A 23,040-nucleotide genomic window follows, 5' to 3' on the forward strand; every position below is an offset into this window, starting at 1 on the left:
CTGCGTGGCCACTTGATAATTGGTTCTAAGAGAAGACGAATCTGCGTGCGCGAGGACATGGAGCAGCTTGGATCTGGTGCCAAGCGCGGATGGTTGGGTGGGTATAAGGCGGTGATCATCTTGACGCGATTGGGTGACCAACTCTGTCTTAATTTCTCAGTACGTGCGTCTGAGCATGCCAAGCGAGACGCGGTTGCACCGCCTGGGGCGCAGATATGATCTGCCCCCCCTGGATGGAATCAGGTGTACCCACGAGGTAAACGTTACTCTGCCGGCGGCTTGTATCCCGCGAGCATTTTCAAGACATCACCATGTGATCCGCTCGCTTCTGCAAATCGTAATGGCTTCGCGCGTTCGACGACGAGTTCAGGCGGGGTCGGAGAAATCTTGAGCAGTTCGAAGACTTCATCCAAAAACTCCTCCAATGGCATAGCGTTTTCGTCGTTTTCCTGTCCAAGCAATGTGGTACGTACCCCTGGCGGCGCAAGCTCGATCACTTCGACGGACGAATCCTCAAGTTGCACTCGAAGACTTTGAGTGAATGAGTGAACTGCCGCTTTGGTTGCGCTGTAGGTCGGTGTAGCTGGCAACGGTACAAAGGCCAACGCCGAGCTGACATTCACTATCGTTGCACTGGGCTGCTTGCTCAGATGGGGAGTGAATGCGTAGACCATGCGAATCGTGCCAAGTAAGTTCGTCGTCACGATATCTTCGGCTGTGCTCAGGCTTTCCGGATCAGTCAGATCCTCCCAGTGCATGATCCCAGCGTTGTTTATGAGAACGTTTAGATTTGGATGGCTGATCGCAAGCGCTTCGCTGGTGCGCTGGATGGATTGTGGGTCGGAGACGTCCAGCATTACTGATTCAATACCTGGATGTTCCGACGCGATCTTGTCGAGCAGAGACTTGCGACGTCCCGCGATGATGACTTTATTGCCCGCCTTGTGAAATCTTAGCGCCAGACCGAGGCCGATGCCTGAGGTGCCGCCAGTAACCAGAATCGTGTTGCCAGTGCTGTTCATAGTAAACTCCAGAAACGATGACTAAGCGGACAGCTGTCCACTTTCAAACCGTACCGGACAACTGTCCGCTTAGCAATGCAGTGAAGGAAAATTTTGTTCATGACTCACGATTTGGTGATGCGTTCTGACGCCAAGAAAAACCGGGAACGGATTCTGGAGGTCGCAGTGGTAGAGCTGACTAGCGATCCTGCGATTCCGTTAAGCACGATTGCGAAGAAGGCGGGGGTAGGGCAAGGCACGTTCTATCGTCACTTCCCTACCAGGGAGAAGTTGGTATTCGAGGTTTATCAGTTCGAAATGCAGCAGGTGGCCGCGTTGGCAGAGGAGCTGCTGGCGACCAAACAACCTAAGGAAGCCCTCCGAGAGTGGATGGACTGCCTCGCTGAATATGCAATGACAAAGGCAGGACTCGCTGCTGCGATCCAACAAGCTGCTTCCGTTTACGAGTTCCCAGGGAAGTCGGGATACGCTCCTGTCCAAGGAGCTGCCGAATTGCTTTTGAGGGCAAATGAGAAGGCAGGAACGATTCGTAGCGGGATTACAAACGACGACTTTTTTCTAGCCATCGCTGGAATATGGCAAATGGATGCCCAGAGCGAATGGCGCTTACGTCTCGCCAGATTGATGAATTTGGTGATGGATGGTTTGTGCGCTGGCAGCCCCGAAAACCTGAAAAAGAATAACGCCTAGCATCAAAATCAGGACACGCGTCGGCGAGAACAGGAAACGGAGCGCATCGGCAAATAGTCGATCTTGTTTAGAGCGGCTTAAGCTTGAGTAGGCGCCCCAACCTATAGCCGCGATCCATCCTGAGCGGTGGCCATACTGCCAGCGTCCTTGTCGTCACTGCGTCCATCTGTGCCCTAGCCCGTGAGTATTCACGAGGTCTCTCGGTTGTCGTCCTTCGAGACCCGTAAGCAAATTTTCCAGTGCACGCAGTGCCATCGCATTGCGTGTATCGCTTGTTGCAGAGCCGATATGAGGCACAGTGACAACGTTCTTCAATTTGAAAAGACCTGAACTCACAAGCGGTTCTTTCACGTAAACATCTAAACCCGCTGCTCGTATCGTTTTCTCCTCAAGCGCTTGGAAGAGTGCGTCCTGATCAACCACAGGGCCGCGAGAAACGTTAATCAAAATACTCTCCGGGCCCATCAACGCTAGCTCCTTACGTCCGATGAGGTTTCTCGTGCCGTCCGTCAACGGCACGACCGGGCAGACAAAATGAGACTCGCTTAAAAGTTTCTCTTGCGGGACGAACCGCGCACCGAGTTCTTTCTCAAGCTGCGGTTTACGATTGTTGCCGCTGTAGAGGATGTTCATGCCAAAACCGAAACGCCCTCTGCGTGCGATGGCCTCTCCAATTTTGCCTAAACCGATAATGCCCAAGGTCTTTCCATGCACATCGCATCCGAAGTGGGATGCTTCGATGGTCTTTGTCCAATTGCCGGCTTTCGTCCAGGCATCAAGCTCTGGGATGCGTCTCGCTGTGGCCAGGATCAGGGCGAAAGCCAGATCAGCGGTGGTTTCGTTCAAGACATCTGGCGTATTGGTCAACATGACCCCTCGGCCATTGAGATAGCTGAGGTCATAGTTGTCGTAGCCAACCGAAATGCTGGAAATGATCTCAAGGTTTTTAGCCGATGCGAGCTCTGCTTCACCTAGGCGCCGATTGCCGCCGATCAATCCATGAGCGCTGGGAATGGCATCTTCGAACTGAGCATCCATGTCACCAAGCTCTGGACGCATGACGATGATGTTGTACGTATCTTTGTAAGGCTCAAGCAGCGTGGGTGAGACGCGGCTGAAGGCCAGGATTGTCTTTTTCATGACGCCTTATCGCACCTTTTTCAAACTCAATTTGAATCGTGTTCTGACTTCAAATAGGTTTTCGCCCACTCACGGTAATTGTCCGAGAGCGTGTATTTAGAAAGCAGCTCAGGGAGGGAAAACTCGCTCCCCTTTGTGCCGCTTTGTTCGCGCAGCGCCTCGTAAGTCGCTTTGATTGCGGACAGATAGGGGGCATGCCCATTGACCACAATCCGCACGTTGGCTGCACTCAGTTTCTCAACATCGCTCAGAGCCGGATTTCCATAATTGATCAGCATGATCGGCACGCTGAGATGTGCAGTGAGTGCTTCCAAGTGTTGGAAGTCTTTCACCCCGACGAGGCAAATCGCGTCGGCCCCGGCTTTTTCATAGGCCGTAGTGCGTGCAATGGAATCTTCCAAGGTGGTAACGGCCACATTTGTTCGGGCGATGATGGTGAGCGCATCATCTGAACGGGCAAACCGCGCAGCGTAAATCTTGCTCGCAGCTTCTTCCCTCTCGATAAGCACATGCGACTGCTCGTCGTATTTGGCCGGGAGGTGGGTGTCTTCCAGTGTTAGGGCAGCGACACCGGCTTTCTGCAACTCGGTCACTGTTCGCATCACATTCAGCGCGTTTCCGAATCCATGGTCAGCGTCACCAATGATTGGGATTTGGCTGGCCCGTCCGACTCTGGAAACCTGCTCGACATACTCATCCAGCGTGAGCAGTGCGATGTCCGGTGCCCCGAGCACCTGAAGCGAGGCGACGGAACCACCTTGAATGGCGACCTCAAAGCCAAGGTCGGAAGCCATACGAACCGAGATCGGATCGAATACGGAAGCAGCGAATTTGCAGACGGTACCCTGGAGTAAATCACCAAACGCCTTGCGCAGTTCATGATGTGATCGCTCAATCATTTTTGGCTCCATCAAATTCTTAGAAGTAATTTGTTGGTCTCATTCGATTTGAACGAGACCTGGAAGGCACTCCCGGTCATAACCGTTTTAAGGCGAGATGACCGGCTCCCTTTGCAGATTATTTCTGTGCCAGCATTGCCTTCCTGGCCGCTTTTTCGTGTTTCATGGCGGCGATTTCACGCTCGCAGGCCTCGACATCGAACGAGTTATCCCACTTGGCAATGGCGATGGTGCCGATGCCGTTACCGATCAGGTTGGTCACGGCCCGTGCTTCGTTCAGGAATCGGTCAATGCCCAGTAGCAAGACGAGGCCGACCAGAGGAATGGAGTGGATGGTTGTTAGCGTTGCCGCAAGGGTTATGAACCCGGCACCCGCCACGCCAGCGGAGCCTTTTGAGGTCAGCAGGAAGACGCCCAACAGAATCATCTGATCCATAAACGTCAGTGGCGTATTGGTTGCCTGTGCGATAAAAATCGCCGCCATGGTGAGGTAAATGCAGGTGCCATCTGCATTGAAGGCATATCCAGTGGGTAGCACCATGCCTACCACTGACTTCTTGCAGCCCAGCTTTTCAAGTTTCACCATCATTCGCGGAAGCACGGCTTCGGTTGAGCAGGTGCCAAGCGTGATGAGAATTTCATCTTTGAAATAACGAAGAAATTGCATCAGCGGCATGCCCGACCATCTGGCAACCGTACCCAGCACTACCACGATGAAAATCAGGGTGGTGATATAGAGCGCGACCAGCAACTGGCCGAGTGACAGCAAGGTACCAATGCCGTACTTGCCTATAGTGAATGCCATCCCGGCGCCGGCGCCAAGGGGAGCCAGGCGCATCACCATTGCCACGATCTTGAAAAGCCCTTGCAGAAACAAGTCGATGGTATTGATCAGCGGTTTGCTGGTTTCGCCCATCTGAACGAGGGCTACGCCCATCAATACCGAAATCAGAATGACCTGAAGCATGACGCCATTCGAGAATGCGCCAATGAAGGTGCTCGGGATGATGTTGAGAAAGAAATCGATGGTGCCGCCCTGTTCACTGGCGGCCTGGCTGTACTTGGCGATAGCGCTGGCATCGAGCGTGGTAGCGTTGATATTCATCCCGGCGCCTGGCTTTGCGATATTGACCACAATAAGGCCGATGACTAGCGCAATGGTGGAAAGGATTTCAAAGTAGAGCAGCGCCTTGACGCCGATCCGTCCGACCTCCTTGATGCTGCCCATCTTGGCGATGCCAACCACGACGGTACCGAAAATAATAGGCGCCAACAGCATTTTGATGAGTTTGATAAAGCCATCGGCAAAAGGTTGAAGCTTGGCTCCGAATTGCGGTTCAAAGTGACCAATCGCTGCGCCGATGACGATGCCGATCAGCACCTGCACATATAGCTGGCTGTACCAGCGGGACTTGGAAATTTCCACGGAAGCACCTCATTTTATTTTTGTGATGGGCATGTGGTTTGGCGTCAGCGGATGACGCCTGAGTCTGCGGTCTCCTTAAAAGAAACCGCAGATCGAGGTTGATCAGCCTTCGCCCAACTCGCGCATGACTGCGTACAAGGCGGACTTGGCTTCGAAGCCAACACCTGGAATATCTGGCAGGCCGACGTAACCATTTTCCACCTTGATTCCGTCGGCGAAGCCGCCGAAAGGCTGGAACACGTCGGGGTAAGATTCGTTGCCGCCCAGGTGCAGACCGGCTGCGATGTTCAGGGACATCTGGTGACCACCGTGCGGAACTACGCGGCGGGAAGACCAACCCATTTCTTCCATCACTTTCAAGGTGCGCATGTACTCCACTAACCCATAGGACAGCGCACAGTCGAACTGGAGAAAGTCGCGATCCGGACGCATGCCGCCGTGACGCAGCAAGTTACGAGCGTCCTGGTGGGAAAACAGGTTTTCCCCGGTCGCCATAGGCAATTCATAGTGATTGGCAAGCTCAGCTTGGAGTGCGTAATCGAGTGGGTCACCGATCTCCTCGTACCAGAACAGGTTGTACTTCTTGATGGCTTCCGCGTAAGCAATACCGGTCTGAAGATCGAAGCGACCGTTGGCATCGACCGCCAGTCGCCGACCGTCCCCAACCACTTCAAGTACCGCTTCGATGCGACGTATATCTTCGTCCAGCGGTACTGCACCGATCTTCATCTTGACGACGTCGTAGCCACGATCCAGGTAGCTCTGCATTTCTGCTTTGAGCTTGGTCTGGTCTTTGCCTGGGTAGTAGTAGCCACCTGCCGCATAGACCCAAACTTTGTCATCGGCCACGCCGTTGCGGTAACGATCAGCCAGCAGGCGATAGAGAGGTTTTCCTTCAATCTTGGCGACGGCATCCCATACAGCCATGTCGATGGTGCCAACTGCGACCGAGCGCTCGCCGTGACCGCCTGGCTTTTCGTTGGTCATCAGGGTTTTCCAGATGGCAAACGGATCCAGATTGTTGTTTTCATGGTCGACAAGAGTATCTGGATCAGCTTCGGTGATCCGCGCCAGAAAGCGATCACGCATCAAAGCGCCTTGACCATAGCGACCGTTGGAGTTGAAACCGTAGCCGATGACAGGTTTACCGTCGCGAATCACATCCGTGATAACAGCGACGACCGAGCAGGTCATTTTGGAAAAGTCGATGTAGGCGTTGGCAATTGGAGAGGCAATAGAAACTGTTTTTTCACGGATGTCTACGATACGCATGACGGGTTCCTCTTGTTGTTTGTGGCCCCACGTTATGCTTTGCGATGTCACCCGCCCAATGCTATTAATGCCGTACCCTATGCACAGGAGGCATGGCCCTTGGAACTCGTTTGGCTCGAAGATCTTTCAGCGCTTGCAGAGTACGGCAGCTTCGTTCGGGCGGCAGAAGCGCGGCATGTTACTCAGCCGGCTTTCAGCCGCAGAGTTCGCTCATTGGAGAACTGGATGGGCGTTGAGTTGTTTGTGCGTACACCGCAAGGCGCAACCCTTACCGAGGCAGGAAGGCAAATTTTGCCCAGTGCTCAGGAGGCGGCTCGACACTTGTACAGGATGCGCAACGAGGCTCAAGAGGTAGCAGGAATGGCAGCCAAGTCGCTTCAATTCGCAGCGACTCATTCCCTGTCATTTACATTTTTTCCGAAATGGCTTCGAAGCTCAGAAAACGGTGCCCCCATTGAGGCCGTTAAACTGCACTCAGATAGCATGGCTGTTTGTGAGCAGATGCTGATACATGGTCAGGTTCAGTTTCTGCTCTGCCACCGCCATCCCGATGTTCCGCCTTTACTGGCGCCTGATCAGTTCACCAGCAAGAAGGTGGGCGAGGACGTTCTCGTTCCCCTCACGAGTGCATCCGCTAACTTCGGCACCTCTCCTGCGGCATTGCCATACCTCGCTTACACCCATGAGTCTGGACTGGGGCGTATCGTCGCCCACAGATTGCGTGGCAAGGAAGATTACCTCCACCTCAAACCACTTTTCAGCAGCCACCTGGCAGCGGTACTCATGTCCATGGCCTTGGAAAGCAAAGGAGTGGCGTGGCTGCCCAAGAGCCTCACCGAGCAAGAAATCCTGGATGGGCGCTTAGTCAGAGCGCTCGACGAAAGCTGGGATATACCTCTGGAAATTCATCTGACCCGCCCAAAAGCTATTCTCAGTCAGTCTGCCGAAGAATTCTGGGGCAGGGCGGGTAGTGACCCGCAGCCTTCCACATGACGCGTTGCGCTGCTCGTTAGAAATACACGGCGGCGAGGCAGAATTAAGCGCTGCGCGGCTTGATTCAGAGACTCTCAGGGTCGCCAAAGAACATTTTGACTTGGCTCTAGCACGGGGTTTTCAGGCCGGGAAAGTTTTGGTTTGCCCCCACTTTTGCCCCCATTCGCATGTGATGCACGGGCGATCGAGATTGCCCAGGCGTTGAAAATGTGTTGATCCAGCCTAAGGAACGGCAAGCAGGCGCGTCTGAAAGCCCTGCAAAAATTCGTAAACCATGGTCGAGTAGGGCGCTTGAGGCTTGGCCATATCAGCCATGTGCTGCGCTGTGCGTTCTACCAATGCCTCCATGCGCGTGATGATGCGTTTGTTTTCAACCGCGAAGGGGTCGTTTAAGCGTGCTTCCAGGCTCTGGATCGTGGCGCAAAGATCTCTTACCGACTCCTCCAGAAAGGCGAGTTGGCGCAGCACACGCGTGCGATCTTGGACCAGTCCCAATCGGTTCAGTCCATAGGTGTGGATCGACACGGCGCCGCGCAGGCTGAGCTTTTCCCTGAGCGCCTGATCGATTTCGTCTGCGAACTCGGGGAGCAGGTCCCTGGTTGAAACATGCGTCGGTAGCCCCGCACCATCGTGCGGTTTTGGTAACACCAGCCCGATAAGCTTTTCGCGGTCGACATGGAAGGCCAAATGCTCTTGCGGGTCATCCAGACAAGGGTTGAGCAACAGCGGGTATTCGGTTGAACAATCCCGTGACGCTGGCGTAGCGCGCAACCCCAAGATCGGAAAGTGATTACCCTTGCCCGTGGTGGCTTTGTGTTGATCGCTGAAGCCTGTACCGTCAGCGAGCAGTTCAACTAGCTGGGTCGAAAGCTTCGGCGTTGCGTGTTTATTTAGTCGGTTGCAATGGATACAGCTAGGCAGCAGGTTCTCCCACGCCATTGCCAGCCACCAATACCCTGGATGGGTCGCATCCTGGCCCACGGCGCCTTTGGGCCTGTAATGCTCTACGTCAACCGGCGCTACGGCGGGGTAGAACGTTTCGCAATATGCGCATTTGCCATGAAATATCGCGTACAGCTGGGTTTTGACCGAGTCTTTGCGGTACGTATTGAACGTAGGCTTTTTCGCTGAGAACTCCTTCGTCACGGAGGCTGCGGCCGCAACCGGATCATCAGCCACCAGCGCCGCTTCAAGTGCGGCGGCTTTTTCTTCAAAGTATGCGGTGAAGTCTATGAGCTCCTGATCCGCAGCACTGACGGTTGTCTTTCTTGGCAGCATTGCGCGGGGCTTTTTAATCAAGGATCGGTCAACGAAGCGCACGTTTCAAAAGTTCCTGAGGATGTTCAATATTTTGGTCTTGGCACTCGTACGTATCTCGTCCCACTTGATGGACGGCTGTTCCTGCCGCTCATGAAGAAACTCGGCGACAGCCTCCTGAACGACGCGCTGGGCTTCGCTGGTGCCAATGGGGAGCGCCTCATTGATCTCCTGTTTGAAATATTGCATGACCTGCTTATCTTCGTCGGTCAACGTCTCGTTTCTCTTTGACTTGTTCAACACGTCGGCAACATTGGCCAGTTGTTTTTCCGTGGCCGGCTGGTCGGTGGACATGAGGTTGAAAAAGTCGGATGTCAACAGTTGCTCAATCGTTAACTGCGTGGAGTCGGGTAGATCATGCAGTTTCTCAATACACGTCGCGTACTGGGTATTGGCCCCGCCCGCCCTGGACCGGCGGTGAACCACCACAATTTCGCCGTCCTGCATGCCGCGCAGACATAGGGGGTCATGGCTGGTGGCGATAAACGTGATCTTGGGCAATGCCCGGCGCAACACCTGCATAATCTGAATTTTCCAGCGTGGATGCAGGTGCGCTTCGACTTCGTCGATCAACACCACCGCCTGGGCATGTTCAAGACCCTGGAAGTGGGGGTTTATGCTCCGATCCATCAACCGTTGCATGATGTCGCACACCATTGCCAGGATGGTCCGGTAGCCTGAGGACACATCATTGAGCGGTGTCTTGGTCACAACGCCGGCGGGCGCTGTTACGATCAAGCAGGATTTGCCGTCGGGGGCTGGTTCGATGACTTTGATGTCGCCTTCCACGGACATGATGATTTTCAACGCGCGTGCTACGTCATTGAAATCTTCGCCTTTGAGTCCAAGCAACCATTGTTCAGGGTTCACCAGCAGGCGATCGGTTTCGAACAGGTTGATGATCCCGTGAGCGGGCTCAAAACCCGGCGGTGTTTTTTTCTGGTACTGGCGAAAGGCGCCGTAAGCAAACACGGGCGGCACAAGGCGTGGCCCGATTTGTTTACAAGCGGCATTGTCAATGCTCAACACTTTGTCGCGCCCCTCGTCAAAGCCGAGTCGTACGCGTGCCGAGAACTGCGTGGGCACGTCATTTGAACCGAGTTGTGCTGGGGAGAGCACGAGTGAGCCTGGCGTCAGGTTCAAGGCTCTACGTGTTTCACGGGGGCTCAACGCGAGCGCAATCGCTTCGAGAATCGAGCTTTTGCCGGTGGCGTTCTCACCCAGTATCAACAGTGCCGGTTGCAACGCTGCGTTGTTCAACTGCGATTCGGCGGTGGGTGTATCAAGTTTCAGCTTGAGGTGCTCGATGACCTTGAAATGGTCGAACTGCATAGAGTGCAAAGAAGGATAAACCCGCGGTACGACGGCCTTCTGGGTGACAGGCTCGGACTGCAGGACGCCATAATCCGTGGGCGGGATTTCAATGGGACGGTGGCCGAAATCAGTATCTTCGATCCAATGCTTTAATTCTTTATGCACCTGCTTGTAGTCGCCCATAAAAAGCAGGGTTTTCAGTGTCCTTGCTACTCGGGAGCGGCCGGTAGGCATTTCCATGCCAACTCTCTGCGATAGGTACCGCGCAATGAGCCGGCATTGCAGGTACCACAGACCACCATATTCAAGTTCAAGGAAGTCAAACAAGTATCGAAAATCATCGGAGCGTAAATGCGCCCGGTTTTGATCGGCCGCCAATAGAGCCTCACGATACTCGCGAAGTTTGGCGGCTCGCGCACTATTCAAGGTGGGACGGTCCAGCCGGAAATTGGCGATTGTGGTATCACCCCTTTCACTCAGTGGCACCAGCTCGCCATCTATGGAGGGGAACAGGTGCCGTTCAAAGTTCCGGTCAAGGCACGGATCGAGCAAAATGGCCTTCTCGCGGGGCTCGGAGGTGCGCCAAGAACCGAGATCCTCTACGGCATACTGGCGTATTTGCTCCAGGCTTGGAATCGGCACACGTTTGCCGTCGACAGGAAAGAACGAAGGCTGGCGCGGAATACACTTGAGGCAGATGGGGTAGATATTTTCCCAGGCATTCGCGAGCCAGACGTAGTAGAGGTGAGAGTCCACTATTCCCATGACAGACGTAACGGATGACGCCGCTCGAAATCGATAGGGGGCGGTCAGATCCCGGCTTTCGCAAAATGCGCATTTGCCTTGAAACAGGTGCCCCAACGCATCATGAATGGGGCCGACCTGGCTAAGATTCAGAGTTAGCTCTTCTCCGGAAATGCGGGTTTGTGAGCGTTCCTGTGTGTCGAGCGTGAAGAGTTCAAGCAGATCCTTTCGAGCCACCTTGAACTGGTTTTCGCGGAAAACAGGTGGGGGTATTTCACTGCGGGCAAATCGTTGCATTGGTCATCTTCCCTGATGCGGCGAGAAACGGCTGATGTCGTCGCCAAATGGATGGCGCGAATATAGCACAGGGCCATCACCGAAAAGCCGTCGAACGCACCCCGCACCCCGCACCCCGCGTACAGGTGGTCTTGGTTAGACATATCGCTTAGGGCGATGGCGGTGCGCTATCATCGGGATCCTGGAAGCAGGCCAGTCCTCATCGGCTGCGGGGGGGCGTCCTCGGAAAATTTATAGACAGTTAGGAGACAAGGATGCTCAGGCCTGCAGTGGTTTTTTTTCATTCAATTCATGATCGCGGCACTGCAGTGATTCGGCTGGTCATTCGACAGTACAAACGATACACCACGGCGTTGCGCAAGGCGCTGCAAGCGGCGCAGGAATTTTTGAGCGTTCCGAGTGGCACTACAGTCTTTGAGCCGTTGACGCCTGTTCTGTTAGATCTACCTTCGTCGCGTCGCTATGAGCGTGAGCTGTTGAGTGCGCTGAGCAATGACCAAGTGCGTAATATCGCGATCACCGGTGAATACGGTGCCGGCAAGAGCAGCGTTATTCGTACATTTGTGGATCGGCATCCGGAATTCAACTTTGCGTTTATTTCATTAGCCGCCTTTGGCAAGGAGCGGGACCTGGGCGTGGACACCACAGTCCCCTCGGCGCTCGCGGCTAATGATCAACCCACTCCACTCCCGCCAGAAAAACAAACCGCGGCACCTGCAAATGACTCCGATCTCTCAACGCGAATCGAGGAAGCCATCGTTCAGCAGTTGCTGTATGCCGTGCCATCAAAGCAACTGCCCAAAACCCGCTTGAAACGCATCATTCAAGCCTCACTGTCTGCGCTTTGGGCTCACACTGTGTTCTTCGTTCTGTTGGTGGTGAGTGCCCTAAGGCTGTACCTGCCCGTGGCAGAGAAAACACTCACCATCATCCCTGAGTGGCTACTTGGATGGCTTGCACTGCTTCCGGAAGGGATGGCGGTCACCGTGCTCGGTGTGGGTGGCGTGTACCTGGTGTTCTCTGGATTAAGGTTGCTGTCCTCGTTCAGCATTGACGGCCTCACCATCAAGGGCGGGAAGTTGGAAACGACACATCACGGTTCGGTGTTGCACAAAAATGTTGACGAGATTATTTACTGTTTTGAACGCAGCGATATCAACGTGGTGGTGATCGAAGACCTGGACCGCTTCGGCATTCATGATGTGTTCACGCGCTTGCGCGAGATCAATTTCATTATCAAACAGTCACCGCAGATTCGGCGGCGCGTTTATTTTTTGTATGCGCTACGTGATGAGATGTTCGCGGTGGGTGAGAAGACCAAGTTTTTTGACCTGATTATTCCCGTCATACCGGTGGTCAACTCGGAAAACTCACGTGAGAAGATGATAGAACTGCTGCGGCAGCGAAAACTCAACGGGGCGTCGTTAGACGCTGGGTTGAGTCCTCATCTGCTTGAAACCGCGTGTTATTTTATTGATGACATGCGTTTGATCAAAAATATCGTCAATGAATTTGACATGTTCTCCAGCATCTTGAGTGCTGGCTCGGGCTTAAAGCTCAACCCCAATAAACTGTTTGCGATCATCGTGATTCGCAACTTGCACCCGAATGAATATGCCGATTTGGTAAAGCGTTGTGGCGCTATCTACGAAACCATTCATGGTTTTCGTGAGTGGCGAAGCCAACTGCACCAAGGGGCCGAAAATGTCTATCAGGCATTGCGAGAGAAGCGCGAGCAGAAGGTGGAGGAGGTGGCTGCTAGTACAGCTGAGCTTCGCGCATACGTTTGGTTAGAGTGTCAGAAAAGAGCCGGTAGTTTTGGAGCCACCCATATTCAGGTGCGCAATGCTGACCGATATACGTTGAGTCAATTCGTCAGTGACGAAGGCTTTGACGCGGTTTTTTCTCAAAGTGCCCAGTTGTTCATGATCGCCGTTGATGAATATGGACGACTTTACAGTCAGTCACCCAAGGCACTCGACCCGCAGGAGCTTCTGGCTGCAACGACGTACCAAAAGCGCTATGAGTTGCTCCAAACAACGAAGGGTAGCATTGAAAAAAAGATGTCCGAGCAGCGTCTGGAGTCGGGCCGGATCAATCGCCTGTCCTTTCGTGGCGCGGCCAAAAAAGCCTATGGCGAAGTGATCCTTCAAAAACTGGCGGGCCTGGATATTGTTATTTACCTGATGCGCCATGGCTACCTTGATACCGACTATCCGGATTACTTCGGTTACTTTTACCCAGGTTCGCTCACGGCGGAAGATAAAAACCTGATTCTGGGGCTCCGCGGCGGCGTCACGCCTGATGTTACGACAGTCATCAGCGCGCCCAAGACTGTGGCGGACAAATTGGATGTCGACGACCTTAGCGATGGAAGGGGCATCATCGCGACGCTGATCGATTACTTGGCTAGCTGTTCGTACACTGAGCCCGGTGGGAACCACGAGCGCGAGTTACTCGCGACCATTCTCGGGAGCGGATTCAAAGATGATCTGAATAGGATGGCGGAGGCCGCCGAGCTGCTGATCCTGGGACCAAGCTCGAATCGCTTTGTTCAAACTATATTTTTACTTGAGCCCAGATTGTTTTGTGCGCTGTTGACGGACGCCGCTCGCTTTGAGCCTGTGCTCTCGAAACAATATCTGGTTAGCGCCATCTGCGACGCGTTGACCTCCGACCAAATGCAGACGCTTGATGATCAGCCGAGCACTGAAATTCGTGAGGCCATTGAGGGGCTTGAGGATAGCTCGCGCTTGATGCCGCGACTTGAGTTGGGCACGGCAGGCTGGGGGTGGTTGAAGACCTTGCCCATTCAGTTCAGTCGCTTGGGCGACACCACGCCTCTGAGCGATCTGCAGCAATTGATCGCGTGGCGTTGTATCAACTTCAACCTGCACATGCTTTCACTGATTTGTCAGAAGGGTGACCCTAAAACCACTTCGGACCTACAGAGCACACCCGCTATCGATAGATCGAGCGTCAGTTACCGCAGGCTAAAGGCGCTGAATATCACGGGCCTTGATGAGCAGTTGCTTGAATCGCCTAACGCGCTGGCAAGTGTTCTGTTGAGTCAAGTGGGCGAGTTGGACGAATCATCCGCATCACTTTCAGTGCTGTTGCGATTGCTCGACGATGCCCTGGAAATTAACAGCATGCGTCAGCTGTTTGAGCGCACAACCTGCAAGGTTGAGCGTTTGGAGGATGTACCTCAACTATTGTGGGCGGACGTGCTGTCAACCGATCGAGTGCTGATGGGGGTTGACGCCGTCTGGTCATACTTCAACAATTTATTGCTGCCGGCGCTTACCGAGAAAGGTTTAGAGCAGGCAGACATGGATACCTTCGCGGATTTCATCAAGCGCCACACAAAACCGCTGAATCAATATTTATGGACAACCAATCAGGCTCGACATTTAGATTTGCAGAGTTATCTACTGGGCTCATCAGAAGTCGATAACGAAACCCTTGTCGGTCTGTTCGCAGGGCTTACCCTGGATAACCCGGCGATCCTAAGTGGTGCCTTAGGCAAATTGCCGACAGAGCGCTGGGCAATGCTGGTGAGCGCTGATTTCTTGGCATTTAATGCCGAGATCCGAGAATGTGTCCGCGCATACGACACAAACCTGGAGGTTCCTTTTCTCCTCGCTCACTGGGGGCAAGCGCGGGAGCAAATTGACTTCGCCCAATTGCCCATAGAGGCAGTACTCAGGCTCAGTCAAAGCAGCGTGCCGACACTAGATGACAAAATCAACATGTGGACTGCTGTACCGCTCGAAACGTTTGATACCTCTAGCGTAGCCACCATGGAAATTGCCCGGCTCTGCAGTTGGCTCAACGCTGGTACGTCGCGTTTCCCCGCCTCATTTGCCCCCATACTTAGAAAGCTCATGGCTGAGGATGGACTGTCGTCAGAACAGCGACAGGAAATGCTCGTCCAATGTTTAGCGTCCAGCACGTGGGTAGAGGTGACAGCCCTGCTTGGGCTGCTAGCGGAAGGTTTCGACCGGTTAGCGCCCAATGTGAGAAAGATTGAGGTAGCGTCCAGTGCAGCCAATCTACGATTGCTGGAGGCATTGCAAGCACGAGGTTTTGTTGGCAGCGTGACGGCGAAGGACGACGTTCTCACAGCGAACACCCGACCGAGTGAAATGAAGGACACGGCAAGCGCCGAATAGACAGCTTTGTTAGCTCGGTTACATCAGCGTGCTTCTTGAATGGCGCTGAGAGGGTTGCCTATACAGGCATCAATCACGGCGTCGGAGTGGGCGCGCTGCGCCGCGTGAGGCTTTAAGGGGGTCTAGAAAACTCGGGCCGATTCACAGCAAAGCGCCGGCATTCCAGCTGGTAGGTTCCAGCAGCTTGAATTTTAATTAGGCTAGGAACGCGATCTACCAGCAGCTATCGCGCTGACAACTAGGTCAGCCGAGGCTTCGACGGTGCCCACGTTTTGGCAGGTAAACCATCCATACCCGTCTACGGCACGCTCGAACGCCGCGGAGCAGGCTTCGTGCTCGCTGTAATTCCTGATTACCACACTACTTAGGCCCCTGGCGCGGCCGGCGGCCCGCTCCCATGATATTTTCGGTGGGGCTAGAACGCCCACGTGCAGGTCAGGCGTCACCACGCTGCGATCGAGGTTCATCCTAAGAATGTCCGGAAAATTAACGAGTCGTCGAAACGCAGCGTCTGACGGATACCAACGGTCGATGAGGACGACCGCGTTATCCGGTTGTTGCAACACTACATTGCTCGAGATCCAGGCTCGGCCATCGGCAAGACGCTCACAAACCCGAAGCTCCAAGTCAGTGCTCGGGTTGGCCGTAAGCGACTTGATCATCTCCAAGGTTTCGGGTCGATAGGGATCGAGTTCCTTTTCACACAGCTCGATTACCTGGTGCTTGCCGCAGGCGCGTAATCGCTCGGCAACCGCATTAAGAACTGTGGTCTTGCCGGTAGCCTTCGGACCGTCAAAAGAAACAAAGAATGGATCCGTCAAGCGGCAGCCTCCCCTGACTCCTCAGGCTTCGCACCAGCCATTTGGGAGGGTTGTCCGCTGATACTGCCGTCTCTGTAAAGCGAGATACCCACACAGCCGCGGGCGCGGGCCTCAAGGATGGCCAACGCGATGTCATCTATCGTACTGCTGGCCGGCAGGTTAATCGTTTTTGAGATGCCTCCATCAATGAATGACTGAAAGGTGGCTTGGGTACGGATATGGTCGGCCGGGCTCAGATCGTGCGCGCGCACCATCGCTTGGCTGATTTTGCTCGGTATCAGCTTGAGATCCTCAGGCTGAGCCCCATTCATCAAAGACATGGCAATTTCATCGATCATGGATTCAGACAAGCTGTGCTCGCGTAGTAGTCGGCGGAGCGTGGGTTGAATTTGGTTAATCACACGACCTTCGACGGTCTGGCGGGATACATAGCTGAAAAGGGGTTCAATACCGCCTGATACGTTACCCAGTAAGCTGAGGGTCCCGTTCGCAGCGATCGCCATCAGCGAAGCATTTCGGCGCAGCGGCTCGCCGGCTCGAAGTAGGGAAGGGTCACAGCTACCGCGGGTAGAGGCCAATACTTCGCTGGTAGCCTTAGCGGTAGCCTGCACTAGGCCCATGATAGAGGCAGCGAAATCCAGCGATTCCTGACTCCCATACCGTATTCCCATCATCAGGAGCGCATCGGCGAAGCCCATAATACTGAGGCCGATCTTGCGGCTCTGCATGCAGCGTTCACTAACGGTCGCCGAAGCGTGTTCCTGAATGTCGTGGAGGTTGTCAAGGCACCGCACGCCCATTTCAACCGCGGCCTTGAACCGATCAGCATCGAATACGCCTTGGGTGACAAAGCGAGAAGCGTTTAACGAGCCAATCAGCGACGATTCGTTTTCCCGCAGCAATGACTCTCCGCAGACGTTCAGGATCAGGCGTTCACCATTGGGTGATCGCAGTGACTTGTGCTCGCCAAATGCAATTGCCGGCCGCCCAGTGTTGTAGATCGAGGAGCACACGGATTGCCAGGTGGCTACCGCATTCGGCTGTTGCTGATCCAGGGCCGCGAAAAATGCGCCATCCAACTCGACATTGGTATGAGTTATCTCCAAGGAACTGCTCATGTCGATGAAGTGGCTGACAAGCGGATGGTCAACGTGGAGTGTGACTGCGCTATGTGCCTTGCGCTTGCGATTAGGATTCAGCGCCGCTGTCTGGTTTTCAATGAACCGCGTCATGGCCACAGGGTCGGCAACCGATGTCAGGTCGTATCCGATACCTCCGCAACCATCATGAATCTTACCAGCAACAGCCATGGCCTCGGCATCTACCGGTGGGGCCAATACGTGACAGGCGAATAGATTTGCAGAGCTATGGTGCTCACTGTTCATCATCACTGGTGAATTGGGCAGAAACGCACCGTCGCTCAAAAGCTGGTGGAGTTTCTCACCCAGGGCGATTGCCTCAGCGTCAGAGGCGTGCCGACGCTCAACATCGGTGAACATGCGAACTACCCGGCGAGGAAGGTCGGCCCAGTCACAACTGTCTGTATTCTCAAAGAAGCGAGGGGCGAGCACATCAAGGTAGGGGTTTTCGTGCGTCCAAGCCGGGCTGGTAGGGCTGGCGATTTTTCTAGTCTGATCCATAGATACCTGATGACCCCGTAGAGGGGCTCAACTCCTGTTTTAGTTGTGTGAGGGCACCACCGTCTAGCCGGTGACAAAATCCTTGGCATTTGTTGCTATCGGCATCAAAGGGATAATGCTGAGGAGGGGGTGCCTGTGAGCCTGAGATCCCGCCCAGGCTACCCGCGTCGTCTGAAACTTCAATACGGCGCAAGGCGGACCAAGCCAGCTGTCCATTCATCCCATGTGGTGACCGTCTTAGAGAGCTCGATCATTTGCTCGACATCGATGCCTCTATTCAGGCATTCCGAGACCTGCAGATCGAGCCAGTTGCTTTTCAGGTTGACAAGGCGCTTGCGCAAGATCCCGGCCAGATAGCTGCGCCGACCCGCAAGGCTGCCCTGCTTGACGACCATATGCTTGGAGAGTGCGTCGATGAGCTGCCCTTCAGCGATCGCCTGTGGTTGCTTGGTTATTTCACTCAGACCTGGAAGTAACTTTGCCGCGCCGTAGCGTTTCACAAGTTCCTTCACCCTTTTTTGACCGAGATCGTTGAGCGATCTGTCTTTCAGGTGCAACACCTCATTGGCCGCCTCTAGGACTGTTCTTTCCTGGGCCGCTACTGTGGTCGACCGCTGGACCTCGATTGATAGTCCATCAAGGATGGCTTGTAAGTAAACCATCTGGTCTGGTGTCGAGATTTGGATGGCTTGGCGTATTGCTGCCACATTGGCTTGTAGTTCTGGGGATAGGCCCCGGCCGCGCAAATTGTGTTCGAAAGCGAATGTGACCAGACGTTCAGGTGCCTTGAACAGGCCCCATTCCGTTAAGGTCCGTACGCAAGCAGCCTGCTTGTCATCGGGCACCTGTCGAACCAATTTCATAAGGTGCTCAGGCACCCCACGGTCGATTAGGATCTGAACATCTGGTTCGAACTCAGGGTCTAGGCTTGAGCAATATGGATCATCCTCCATGGCCTGCTCAAAGATGAACCTAGCCATCGAATCAACTGCTACGCCATCGAATGGAATCGAATCCGGAAAAAGGTTCGCGACCTCTGCTGTTGGCTGTCTGTTGAACAGATCCACTACAAATGGACGCAGTATGGCCTGGTCGGGTTCCGTTGCCATCTCTACCTCCAACTCCATGAGCACGCGATCCCTTGATGCGCCGGCAGGGAGTACCTGTACCAGTTTTGCTGCCAGTTCACCTATGAAATACGGACTGGTGCTCCACGTTCCTTCGTCCCAGGTCCTACAAGTGATTTGAAAAAAGGGCTCGTGAATGTGCTGCTGATAGTGAAGAGTCTGGTCATTAGGAGTTGACCAGAAAGCATGCAAAGCTTTCTCAACTGTTTCAGGCTTCTTATCGGCCAGCGCGGTGATGAGCTGGACCTCGGGATGGAGGCGGGCGGTTGAACGAATTGGTTCAGGTGCCTCATCCAAGATGCTTGGATCACGCGCTTGAACAGAGGCAATAGCAACTGTATTGCTAAGATATGGGTGGTTCGGAAAGCGCCGACACAGCTCAGCGACGAAGGCTCGCGCCGCCACTGGATTATTAACGCGCACCGCTGCGACAAAGCCGAATCCCAGTACAGGACATTTCGGAGGGTCTAGTCTGCTGACAAGATCTACCAAGGCGGAAGTGTGGAGCTCTTTGAATCGGGCCTTTTGACTCAGCGCAAATGCTTCAAGGCAGAGGGAGTAGGGTGATTCTGAACTTCTGAGGCCTTGCACCGCTTCAAGGCAAACCTCAGGGTAGAGATCCTCACTGAAACGGTAACGTGACAAGGAGGCCGCGATGTAGATGGTCGCGGCCAAGAGTGCATCCCTTGAGCGCAAATCTTCCCGGCCAGTAACCGTCAATGCGAAATCCTTGAGCCAAGCATCGTCCACCTCTGAACGCCACATAACACCACCGAAGGCACGTAGCTGCATCAGCAGCCCTTCGAAGGATGTCTCGTGATAGTCAAGCGTGAGCTCATCCCACGCTTCATCTATCCCTCTTGCCCACATCGCGTAGCTGAGCTTTTCACGCTGCCGGCGATCAAGCGGGCCAAGCCCTTGATAGGCCGTCACTGCCTCTACATACTCGCCAGCGATTAGCAGCCTGTCAGCTTCTGCCTCTGGAGAGTCACCCTCAATGACCAGTTCTGCATGCGAGTGGCGGATCAAATGCTGGATGGTAGCCACGCCCTCGATGACGATCTTGCTGCTCTGCTCCGCGGAACTCATTGGTGCTCCCTACGATGTCACTGGGAAAAACAATCAAAAATGAAAGGGGGGATGCGGTGCGATACTCAGGGTTATCTCGCATCATCCCTTCGTGCTTTAGTGCAATCTAGGGTAACGAGCAGGGCCGAAAGAACAACGGGCCCGCTGGAAAATGCGTCCCTTTCGCTGCGGAACTTTCACCTTGTGGCTAAGAGGTTACTACCAATGTGTTTTGGCCCGCCTGGTGGGCCATAGGGTCCGGCCGGTACTGTACCGAGACCCATAGATCATGCACCAGGATGCTCGTTTGAGTAATGCAATGAGGAAATACACGCCGATCGCTGACGAGCGGACGGCTCTCGAAATCTCGGAAGCGATCGTTGCTAATTGCGTAAGAGGTTGGAGAGCTGGCTAGTTCAATAACAGTTTCATCCGCTTTCTGACCTTTGCCGACCTCAAAAATCTGAACATCGCTGGGGAACAGACTTAAAAGCTCGACTGCCGTGGTCCCAGTCCGGCGAACGTAGCCCGGGTCGAAAACAACGATAATCTCAGCGTTCGGATGCGCTGCGCGGATAACTGGAATGAGCGCTGCGAGAGGGCCTGGCCCTATGAATTTGCTTGGGCCACCTTTCAATTTTGTGAGGTACGACAGGTTGTTGCCATCAATGACAATGCGGTTGATGACCCTAGATTCCCTCGTCCATAGGTCATTTAGGCGCTCTCTGCATTTTGCTATTTCCCTCTCCAGCTTTACGACATCGGCTGCCTTGATTCGAAGTACGCTGTCAGTGTTGTAGCTGCCGAACATCGCTTGACACTGCGTACGGATCTGGCTGACTGCTGCGCGATTAGATTTGCTCTCTTGAAACCGTTTATCAAACGTTTGCGCGAGGTCTCTGGTTTCTATAGCTGTGGCCAGCTCTGACTTTAGCTTCGCAAGCTGCTTCAACGGCTCGACTAGGTACTCATCAAACCGGGCCGCGCCGGCTTCAAGCTTTCTCACCTCAGGAAGGAGTTTATTGATCTCCCTGCTGAGCTCAGCGATTTCAGTGTCAGCATCAATCCAATCCAGCACGGAATGCAGTTGGATCTTATGGCGCAGATCAATGATTGTGTCGGAGAGGGTGGCGAGTGAAGCCTTCACCACCTCAAGCTTCTCTTCTCTCTCTTTAGCATCCTTTTGAGGGGCGGGGCTCGGCCGCGTGCCGGCCATCGTCATGCGTATCCTGTCGAAAATAGAAATGCTTTGGTGAGAGAGTATGTGTGCAAGTTGAACGTGATCGAAGGCCCAGATCTGCCTCTTGAGGTCTTCAACCTCATCCTGGGCCTCTGACAGCGATACTCTCGCAGTGTCCACGTCGAATCCATGGAGCCAAGCCAGCACGTCAGTCTGTTCCTGCTTGCTCCACTCGAAGACCTGCAATGCTGATTTAGCGTCTTGAAGGCGCGCTCTATAAGGGTTGTATTCCATTGGTCCTCCGAATTGACCGTTTCAGCCAGATGTCTATGGATGACGGATGGGGCAGCTAAATATATGGATTATCCCGGAGGCAGACGAGGATTGAATAGTCCAGGTACGCCTTAACCATTCATCTCCAGCCCTGAGGGCACACAGCCTAATGGGACTTCTCGCTAGGAGGAGTCAATGCCTATATCAAGTTGATTCAGGTCAACGAAATTCCAACATGCTGCTTTTGTACGGAGTTGATACGACGGTGCAACTCAAGTGCCGAGGCGTGGGCTTGTGCGTCTAGGTCCGGGCAGAGGGCTTCAACGCCTAATTCTTTGTCCCCGTCGACATAGAAATTAACGCCCTGTTCATCGCCGAAGTCCTGAGCATCGCACAAGCCGCCGTCATGGAAAGCCCTGAGTGTACTGGTTGTGACGTAGTCGCCCATCATTCTGCTCAGGTAGATCCAGGCCTATGTTTCGACGGTGGGGGGTAGGATATGCCCTGAATCACGAGTCTGCGCATGGAGATGACGTCGCCCACGGGTACAGCCCTACGGGACCAATATTCGGTCACTGTCTCAAGCCCGAACTGCTTGGCAAGCTCAGCCACCATGGCAGCAATCGTTGGGTCGTTGCTAAAGCCGCGCATTGAAAAAGAGCCGTCATTTTCTGCTCCCTCTTCATAGCGTCACAACAGACTCTCGGGCGCGCCAAAAAACATTTTGACTGGGCTCCAGGACAATGTTTTTAGGTCGATAACACTTTTGTTTGCCCCCACTTTTGCCCCCATTCGTACCGGGTGTGCGAGTGATCGCGAATGGCGATCTCCGACGGACTTTGCTATTCCTGGCCAGTTAAGCCGTTGGGCCAGGTCGCTGATCAGTCGTTAGGCAAGTGCAACTGCACTTCCATGGCGTCATGAAGGAGTCTGACGACCTCGATCACGTCGTCGTTTGCCACACGATAGAACACGATATGGCGTGGGCTTTTGACCGTTCCATGGGTTTGTTTGGCCTGCTGGCGTGAATAGATGAGGTGATAGCTACGAAGGCCCGGTGCAAGCTCATCGCGGTCGTGGCTGCCAATGCGATAGGGCGTGGCGGCAAGCGCTTGCAGCGCCGTGAGGATCAGCGCCTGGTAGCGCTGGCGTGCTTGAGCGCCGAACTGCGTCTGGGAGAGCCTAAGGATGTCGACAATGTCGGCGCGCGCCGGGTTGGAAATCCGATACTGCGGCATGCTCAGTGTTTCTCTCTCGCGGAGAGGGTTGCCTCCAGGCTCAAGCCCTCGAGGTAGTGCTCCAGATCCCCTTCGTTAACCTGAGTAAAGCGCCCGTGCTCAAGATCCATGATGCCGATCGAGGTTGCCTGACGTAGTGCCTCAATTTTGGCGGTGTCTTCGGCGACGCGCTGCTCCAATAAACGTAAACCTTCTCGCATCACTTCGCTGGCATTCTGATAACGGCCGGACTGCACCAAGTCATGGATAACCTGTTCCTGGTGAGGGGTGAGCACAACGTTTCGCGTCGCCATAACTAGCTCCAGTTCTATGCAAACAGGTACTTTTGATTGTTGGCATATTATGCCATTTTAGCTTAGGAGAATAGCTTGGGGCCGACATCCGGCGATCAGGTGATGGCTGAC

At 54.1% G+C, this 23,040-nt stretch carries 17 protein-coding genes; 3 read left to right on the forward strand and 14 right to left on the reverse strand.

Translation table 11 applies throughout. From position 1 onward, the window contains the following. Positions 1-263 precede the first annotated feature (263 nt). On the reverse strand, positions 264-1,022 hold the full coding sequence (locus QMK55_RS26715) for an SDR family oxidoreductase (RefSeq protein WP_180697869.1): 759 nt from the start codon (positions 1,020-1,022) through the stop codon (positions 264-266). Positions 1,023-1,121: 99 nt separating this feature from the next. Between QMK55_RS26715 and QMK55_RS26720 the strand changes: the two genes are divergently transcribed. Continuing rightward, the gene (locus tag QMK55_RS26720; protein WP_320328147.1) at positions 1,122-1,712 is read left to right on the forward strand and encodes a TetR/AcrR family transcriptional regulator; all 591 of its coding nucleotides are present in this window, start codon (positions 1,122-1,124) and stop codon (positions 1,710-1,712) included. A 153-nt stretch (positions 1,713-1,865) separates the two neighbouring features. Here the strand turns inward: QMK55_RS26720 and QMK55_RS26725 are convergent, their stop codons facing one another. From QMK55_RS26725 to QMK55_RS26740, 4 genes are all read right to left on the reverse strand, one after another. Further along, positions 1,866-2,852, reverse strand: coding sequence for a D-glycerate dehydrogenase (locus QMK55_RS26725; RefSeq protein ID WP_320328148.1), 987 nt, complete (start codon positions 2,850-2,852; stop codon positions 1,866-1,868). A 26-nt stretch (positions 2,853-2,878) separates the two neighbouring features. Beyond that, positions 2,879-3,751, reverse strand: coding sequence for an isocitrate lyase/PEP mutase family protein (locus QMK55_RS26730; RefSeq protein WP_320328149.1), 873 nt, complete (start codon positions 3,749-3,751; stop codon positions 2,879-2,881). 118 nt (positions 3,752-3,869) lie between these two features. Further along, positions 3,870-5,177: a C4-dicarboxylate transporter DctA gene (dctA, locus tag QMK55_RS26735; RefSeq protein WP_016983046.1), complete on the reverse strand. Its 1,308-nt coding sequence runs from the start codon at positions 5,175-5,177 to the stop codon at positions 3,870-3,872. 102 nt (positions 5,178-5,279) lie between these two features. Then, complete coding sequence (locus QMK55_RS26740; RefSeq protein WP_016983047.1) at positions 5,280-6,449, reverse strand: mandelate racemase/muconate lactonizing enzyme family protein; 1,170 nt, start codon at positions 6,447-6,449, stop codon at positions 5,280-5,282. Positions 6,450-6,548: 99 nt separating this feature from the next. Here QMK55_RS26740 and QMK55_RS26745 point away from each other — a divergent pair, with 99 nt between their 5' ends. Then, a complete protein-coding gene (locus QMK55_RS26745; protein WP_180697866.1) occupies positions 6,549-7,442 on the forward strand; it encodes a LysR family transcriptional regulator in 894 nt (297 codons plus the stop codon). Between the two features lie 222 nt (positions 7,443-7,664). Here the strand turns inward: QMK55_RS26745 and QMK55_RS26750 are convergent, their stop codons facing one another. Both QMK55_RS26750 and QMK55_RS26755 read right to left on the reverse strand, forming a co-directional pair. Further along, entirely contained in the window at positions 7,665-8,762 is a 1,098-nt protein-coding gene (locus tag QMK55_RS26750; RefSeq protein ID WP_320328150.1) for an endonuclease, read from the reverse strand. A gap of 3 nt (positions 8,763-8,765) precedes the next feature. After that, positions 8,766-11,114, reverse strand: coding sequence for an AAA family ATPase (locus tag QMK55_RS26755; RefSeq protein ID WP_320328151.1), 2,349 nt, complete (start codon positions 11,112-11,114; stop codon positions 8,766-8,768). A 254-nt stretch (positions 11,115-11,368) separates the two neighbouring features. On the opposite strand from QMK55_RS26755, the gene QMK55_RS26760 reads away from it, so the two are divergent. Beyond that, on the forward strand, positions 11,369-15,289 hold the full coding sequence (locus tag QMK55_RS26760; RefSeq protein ID WP_320328152.1) for a hypothetical protein: 3,921 nt from the start codon (positions 11,369-11,371) through the stop codon (positions 15,287-15,289). 200 nt (positions 15,290-15,489) lie between these two features. On the opposite strand, the gene QMK55_RS26765 is transcribed toward QMK55_RS26760, so the two are convergent. The 7 genes from QMK55_RS26765 to QMK55_RS26795 form a co-directional block, all read right to left on the reverse strand. Next, positions 15,490-16,110 (reverse strand): thymidylate kinase, encoded by a 621-nt coding sequence (locus QMK55_RS26765; protein WP_320328153.1) that lies wholly within the window; start codon positions 16,108-16,110, stop codon positions 15,490-15,492. Next, positions 16,107-17,609 (reverse strand): hypothetical protein, encoded by a 1,503-nt coding sequence (locus tag QMK55_RS26770; RefSeq protein ID WP_162276113.1) that lies wholly within the window; start codon positions 17,607-17,609, stop codon positions 16,107-16,109. The genes QMK55_RS26765 and QMK55_RS26770 overlap by 4 nt, the downstream gene beginning before the upstream one ends. Before the next feature lie 320 nt (positions 17,610-17,929). Then, on the reverse strand, positions 17,930-19,966 hold the full coding sequence (locus QMK55_RS26775; RefSeq protein WP_320328154.1) for a hypothetical protein: 2,037 nt from the start codon (positions 19,964-19,966) through the stop codon (positions 17,930-17,932). A gap of 187 nt (positions 19,967-20,153) precedes the next feature. Then, positions 20,154-21,419, reverse strand: coding sequence for a hypothetical protein (locus QMK55_RS26780; RefSeq protein WP_060549960.1), 1,266 nt, complete (start codon positions 21,417-21,419; stop codon positions 20,154-20,156). 193 nt (positions 21,420-21,612) lie between these two features. Beyond that, positions 21,613-21,846 (reverse strand): hypothetical protein, encoded by a 234-nt coding sequence (locus tag QMK55_RS26785; protein ID WP_320328155.1) that lies wholly within the window; start codon positions 21,844-21,846, stop codon positions 21,613-21,615. Between the two features lie 433 nt (positions 21,847-22,279). Then, the gene (locus QMK55_RS26790) at positions 22,280-22,636 is read right to left on the reverse strand and encodes a type II toxin-antitoxin system RelE/ParE family toxin (protein WP_320328156.1); all 357 of its coding nucleotides are present in this window, start codon (positions 22,634-22,636) and stop codon (positions 22,280-22,282) included. A gap of 2 nt (positions 22,637-22,638) precedes the next feature. After that, positions 22,639-22,929, reverse strand: a complete 291-nt coding sequence (locus QMK55_RS26795) for a type II toxin-antitoxin system ParD family antitoxin (protein WP_060549957.1) — start codon at positions 22,927-22,929, stop codon at positions 22,639-22,641. Positions 22,930-23,040 lie beyond the last annotated feature (111 nt).

The sequence above is a fragment of the Pseudomonas sp. P8_229 genome (assembly GCF_034008635.1).
In the GTDB taxonomy this organism is placed as follows: domain Bacteria; phylum Pseudomonadota; class Gammaproteobacteria; order Pseudomonadales; family Pseudomonadaceae; genus Aquipseudomonas.

Coding starts and splice junctions, on each gene's coding strand:
- QMK55_RS26715 (WP_180697869.1), bottom strand. CDS start 1,022: ATGAACAGCACTGGCAACACGATTCTGGTTACTGGCGGCACCTCAGGC.
- QMK55_RS26720 (WP_320328147.1), top strand. CDS start 1,122: ATGACTCACGATTTGGTGATGCGTTCTGACGCCAAGAAAAACCGGGAA.
- QMK55_RS26725 (WP_320328148.1), bottom strand. CDS start 2,852: ATGAAAAAGACAATCCTGGCCTTCAGCCGCGTCTCACCCACGCTGCTT.
- QMK55_RS26730 (WP_320328149.1), bottom strand. CDS start 3,751: ATGATTGAGCGATCACATCATGAACTGCGCAAGGCGTTTGGTGATTTA.
- QMK55_RS26740 (WP_016983047.1), bottom strand. CDS start 6,449: ATGCGTATCGTAGACATCCGTGAAAAAACAGTTTCTATTGCCTCTCCA.
- QMK55_RS26755 (WP_320328151.1), bottom strand. CDS start 11,114: ATGCAACGATTTGCCCGCAGTGAAATACCCCCACCTGTTTTCCGCGAA.
- QMK55_RS26760 (WP_320328152.1), top strand. CDS start 11,369: ATGCTCAGGCCTGCAGTGGTTTTTTTTCATTCAATTCATGATCGCGGC.
- QMK55_RS26770 (WP_162276113.1), bottom strand. CDS start 17,609: ATGTTCACCGATGTTGAGCGTCGGCACGCCTCTGACGCTGAGGCAATC.
- QMK55_RS26775 (WP_320328154.1), bottom strand. CDS start 19,966: ATGAGTTCCGCGGAGCAGAGCAGCAAGATCGTCATCGAGGGCGTGGCT.
- QMK55_RS26780 (WP_060549960.1), bottom strand. CDS start 21,419: ATGGAATACAACCCTTATAGAGCGCGCCTTCAAGACGCTAAATCAGCA.
- QMK55_RS26785 (WP_320328155.1), bottom strand. CDS start 21,846: ATGGGCGACTACGTCACAACCAGTACACTCAGGGCTTTCCATGACGGC.
- QMK55_RS26790 (WP_320328156.1), bottom strand. CDS start 22,636: ATGCCGCAGTATCGGATTTCCAACCCGGCGCGCGCCGACATTGTCGAC.
- QMK55_RS26795 (WP_060549957.1), bottom strand. CDS start 22,929: ATGGCGACGCGAAACGTTGTGCTCACCCCTCACCAGGAACAGGTTATC.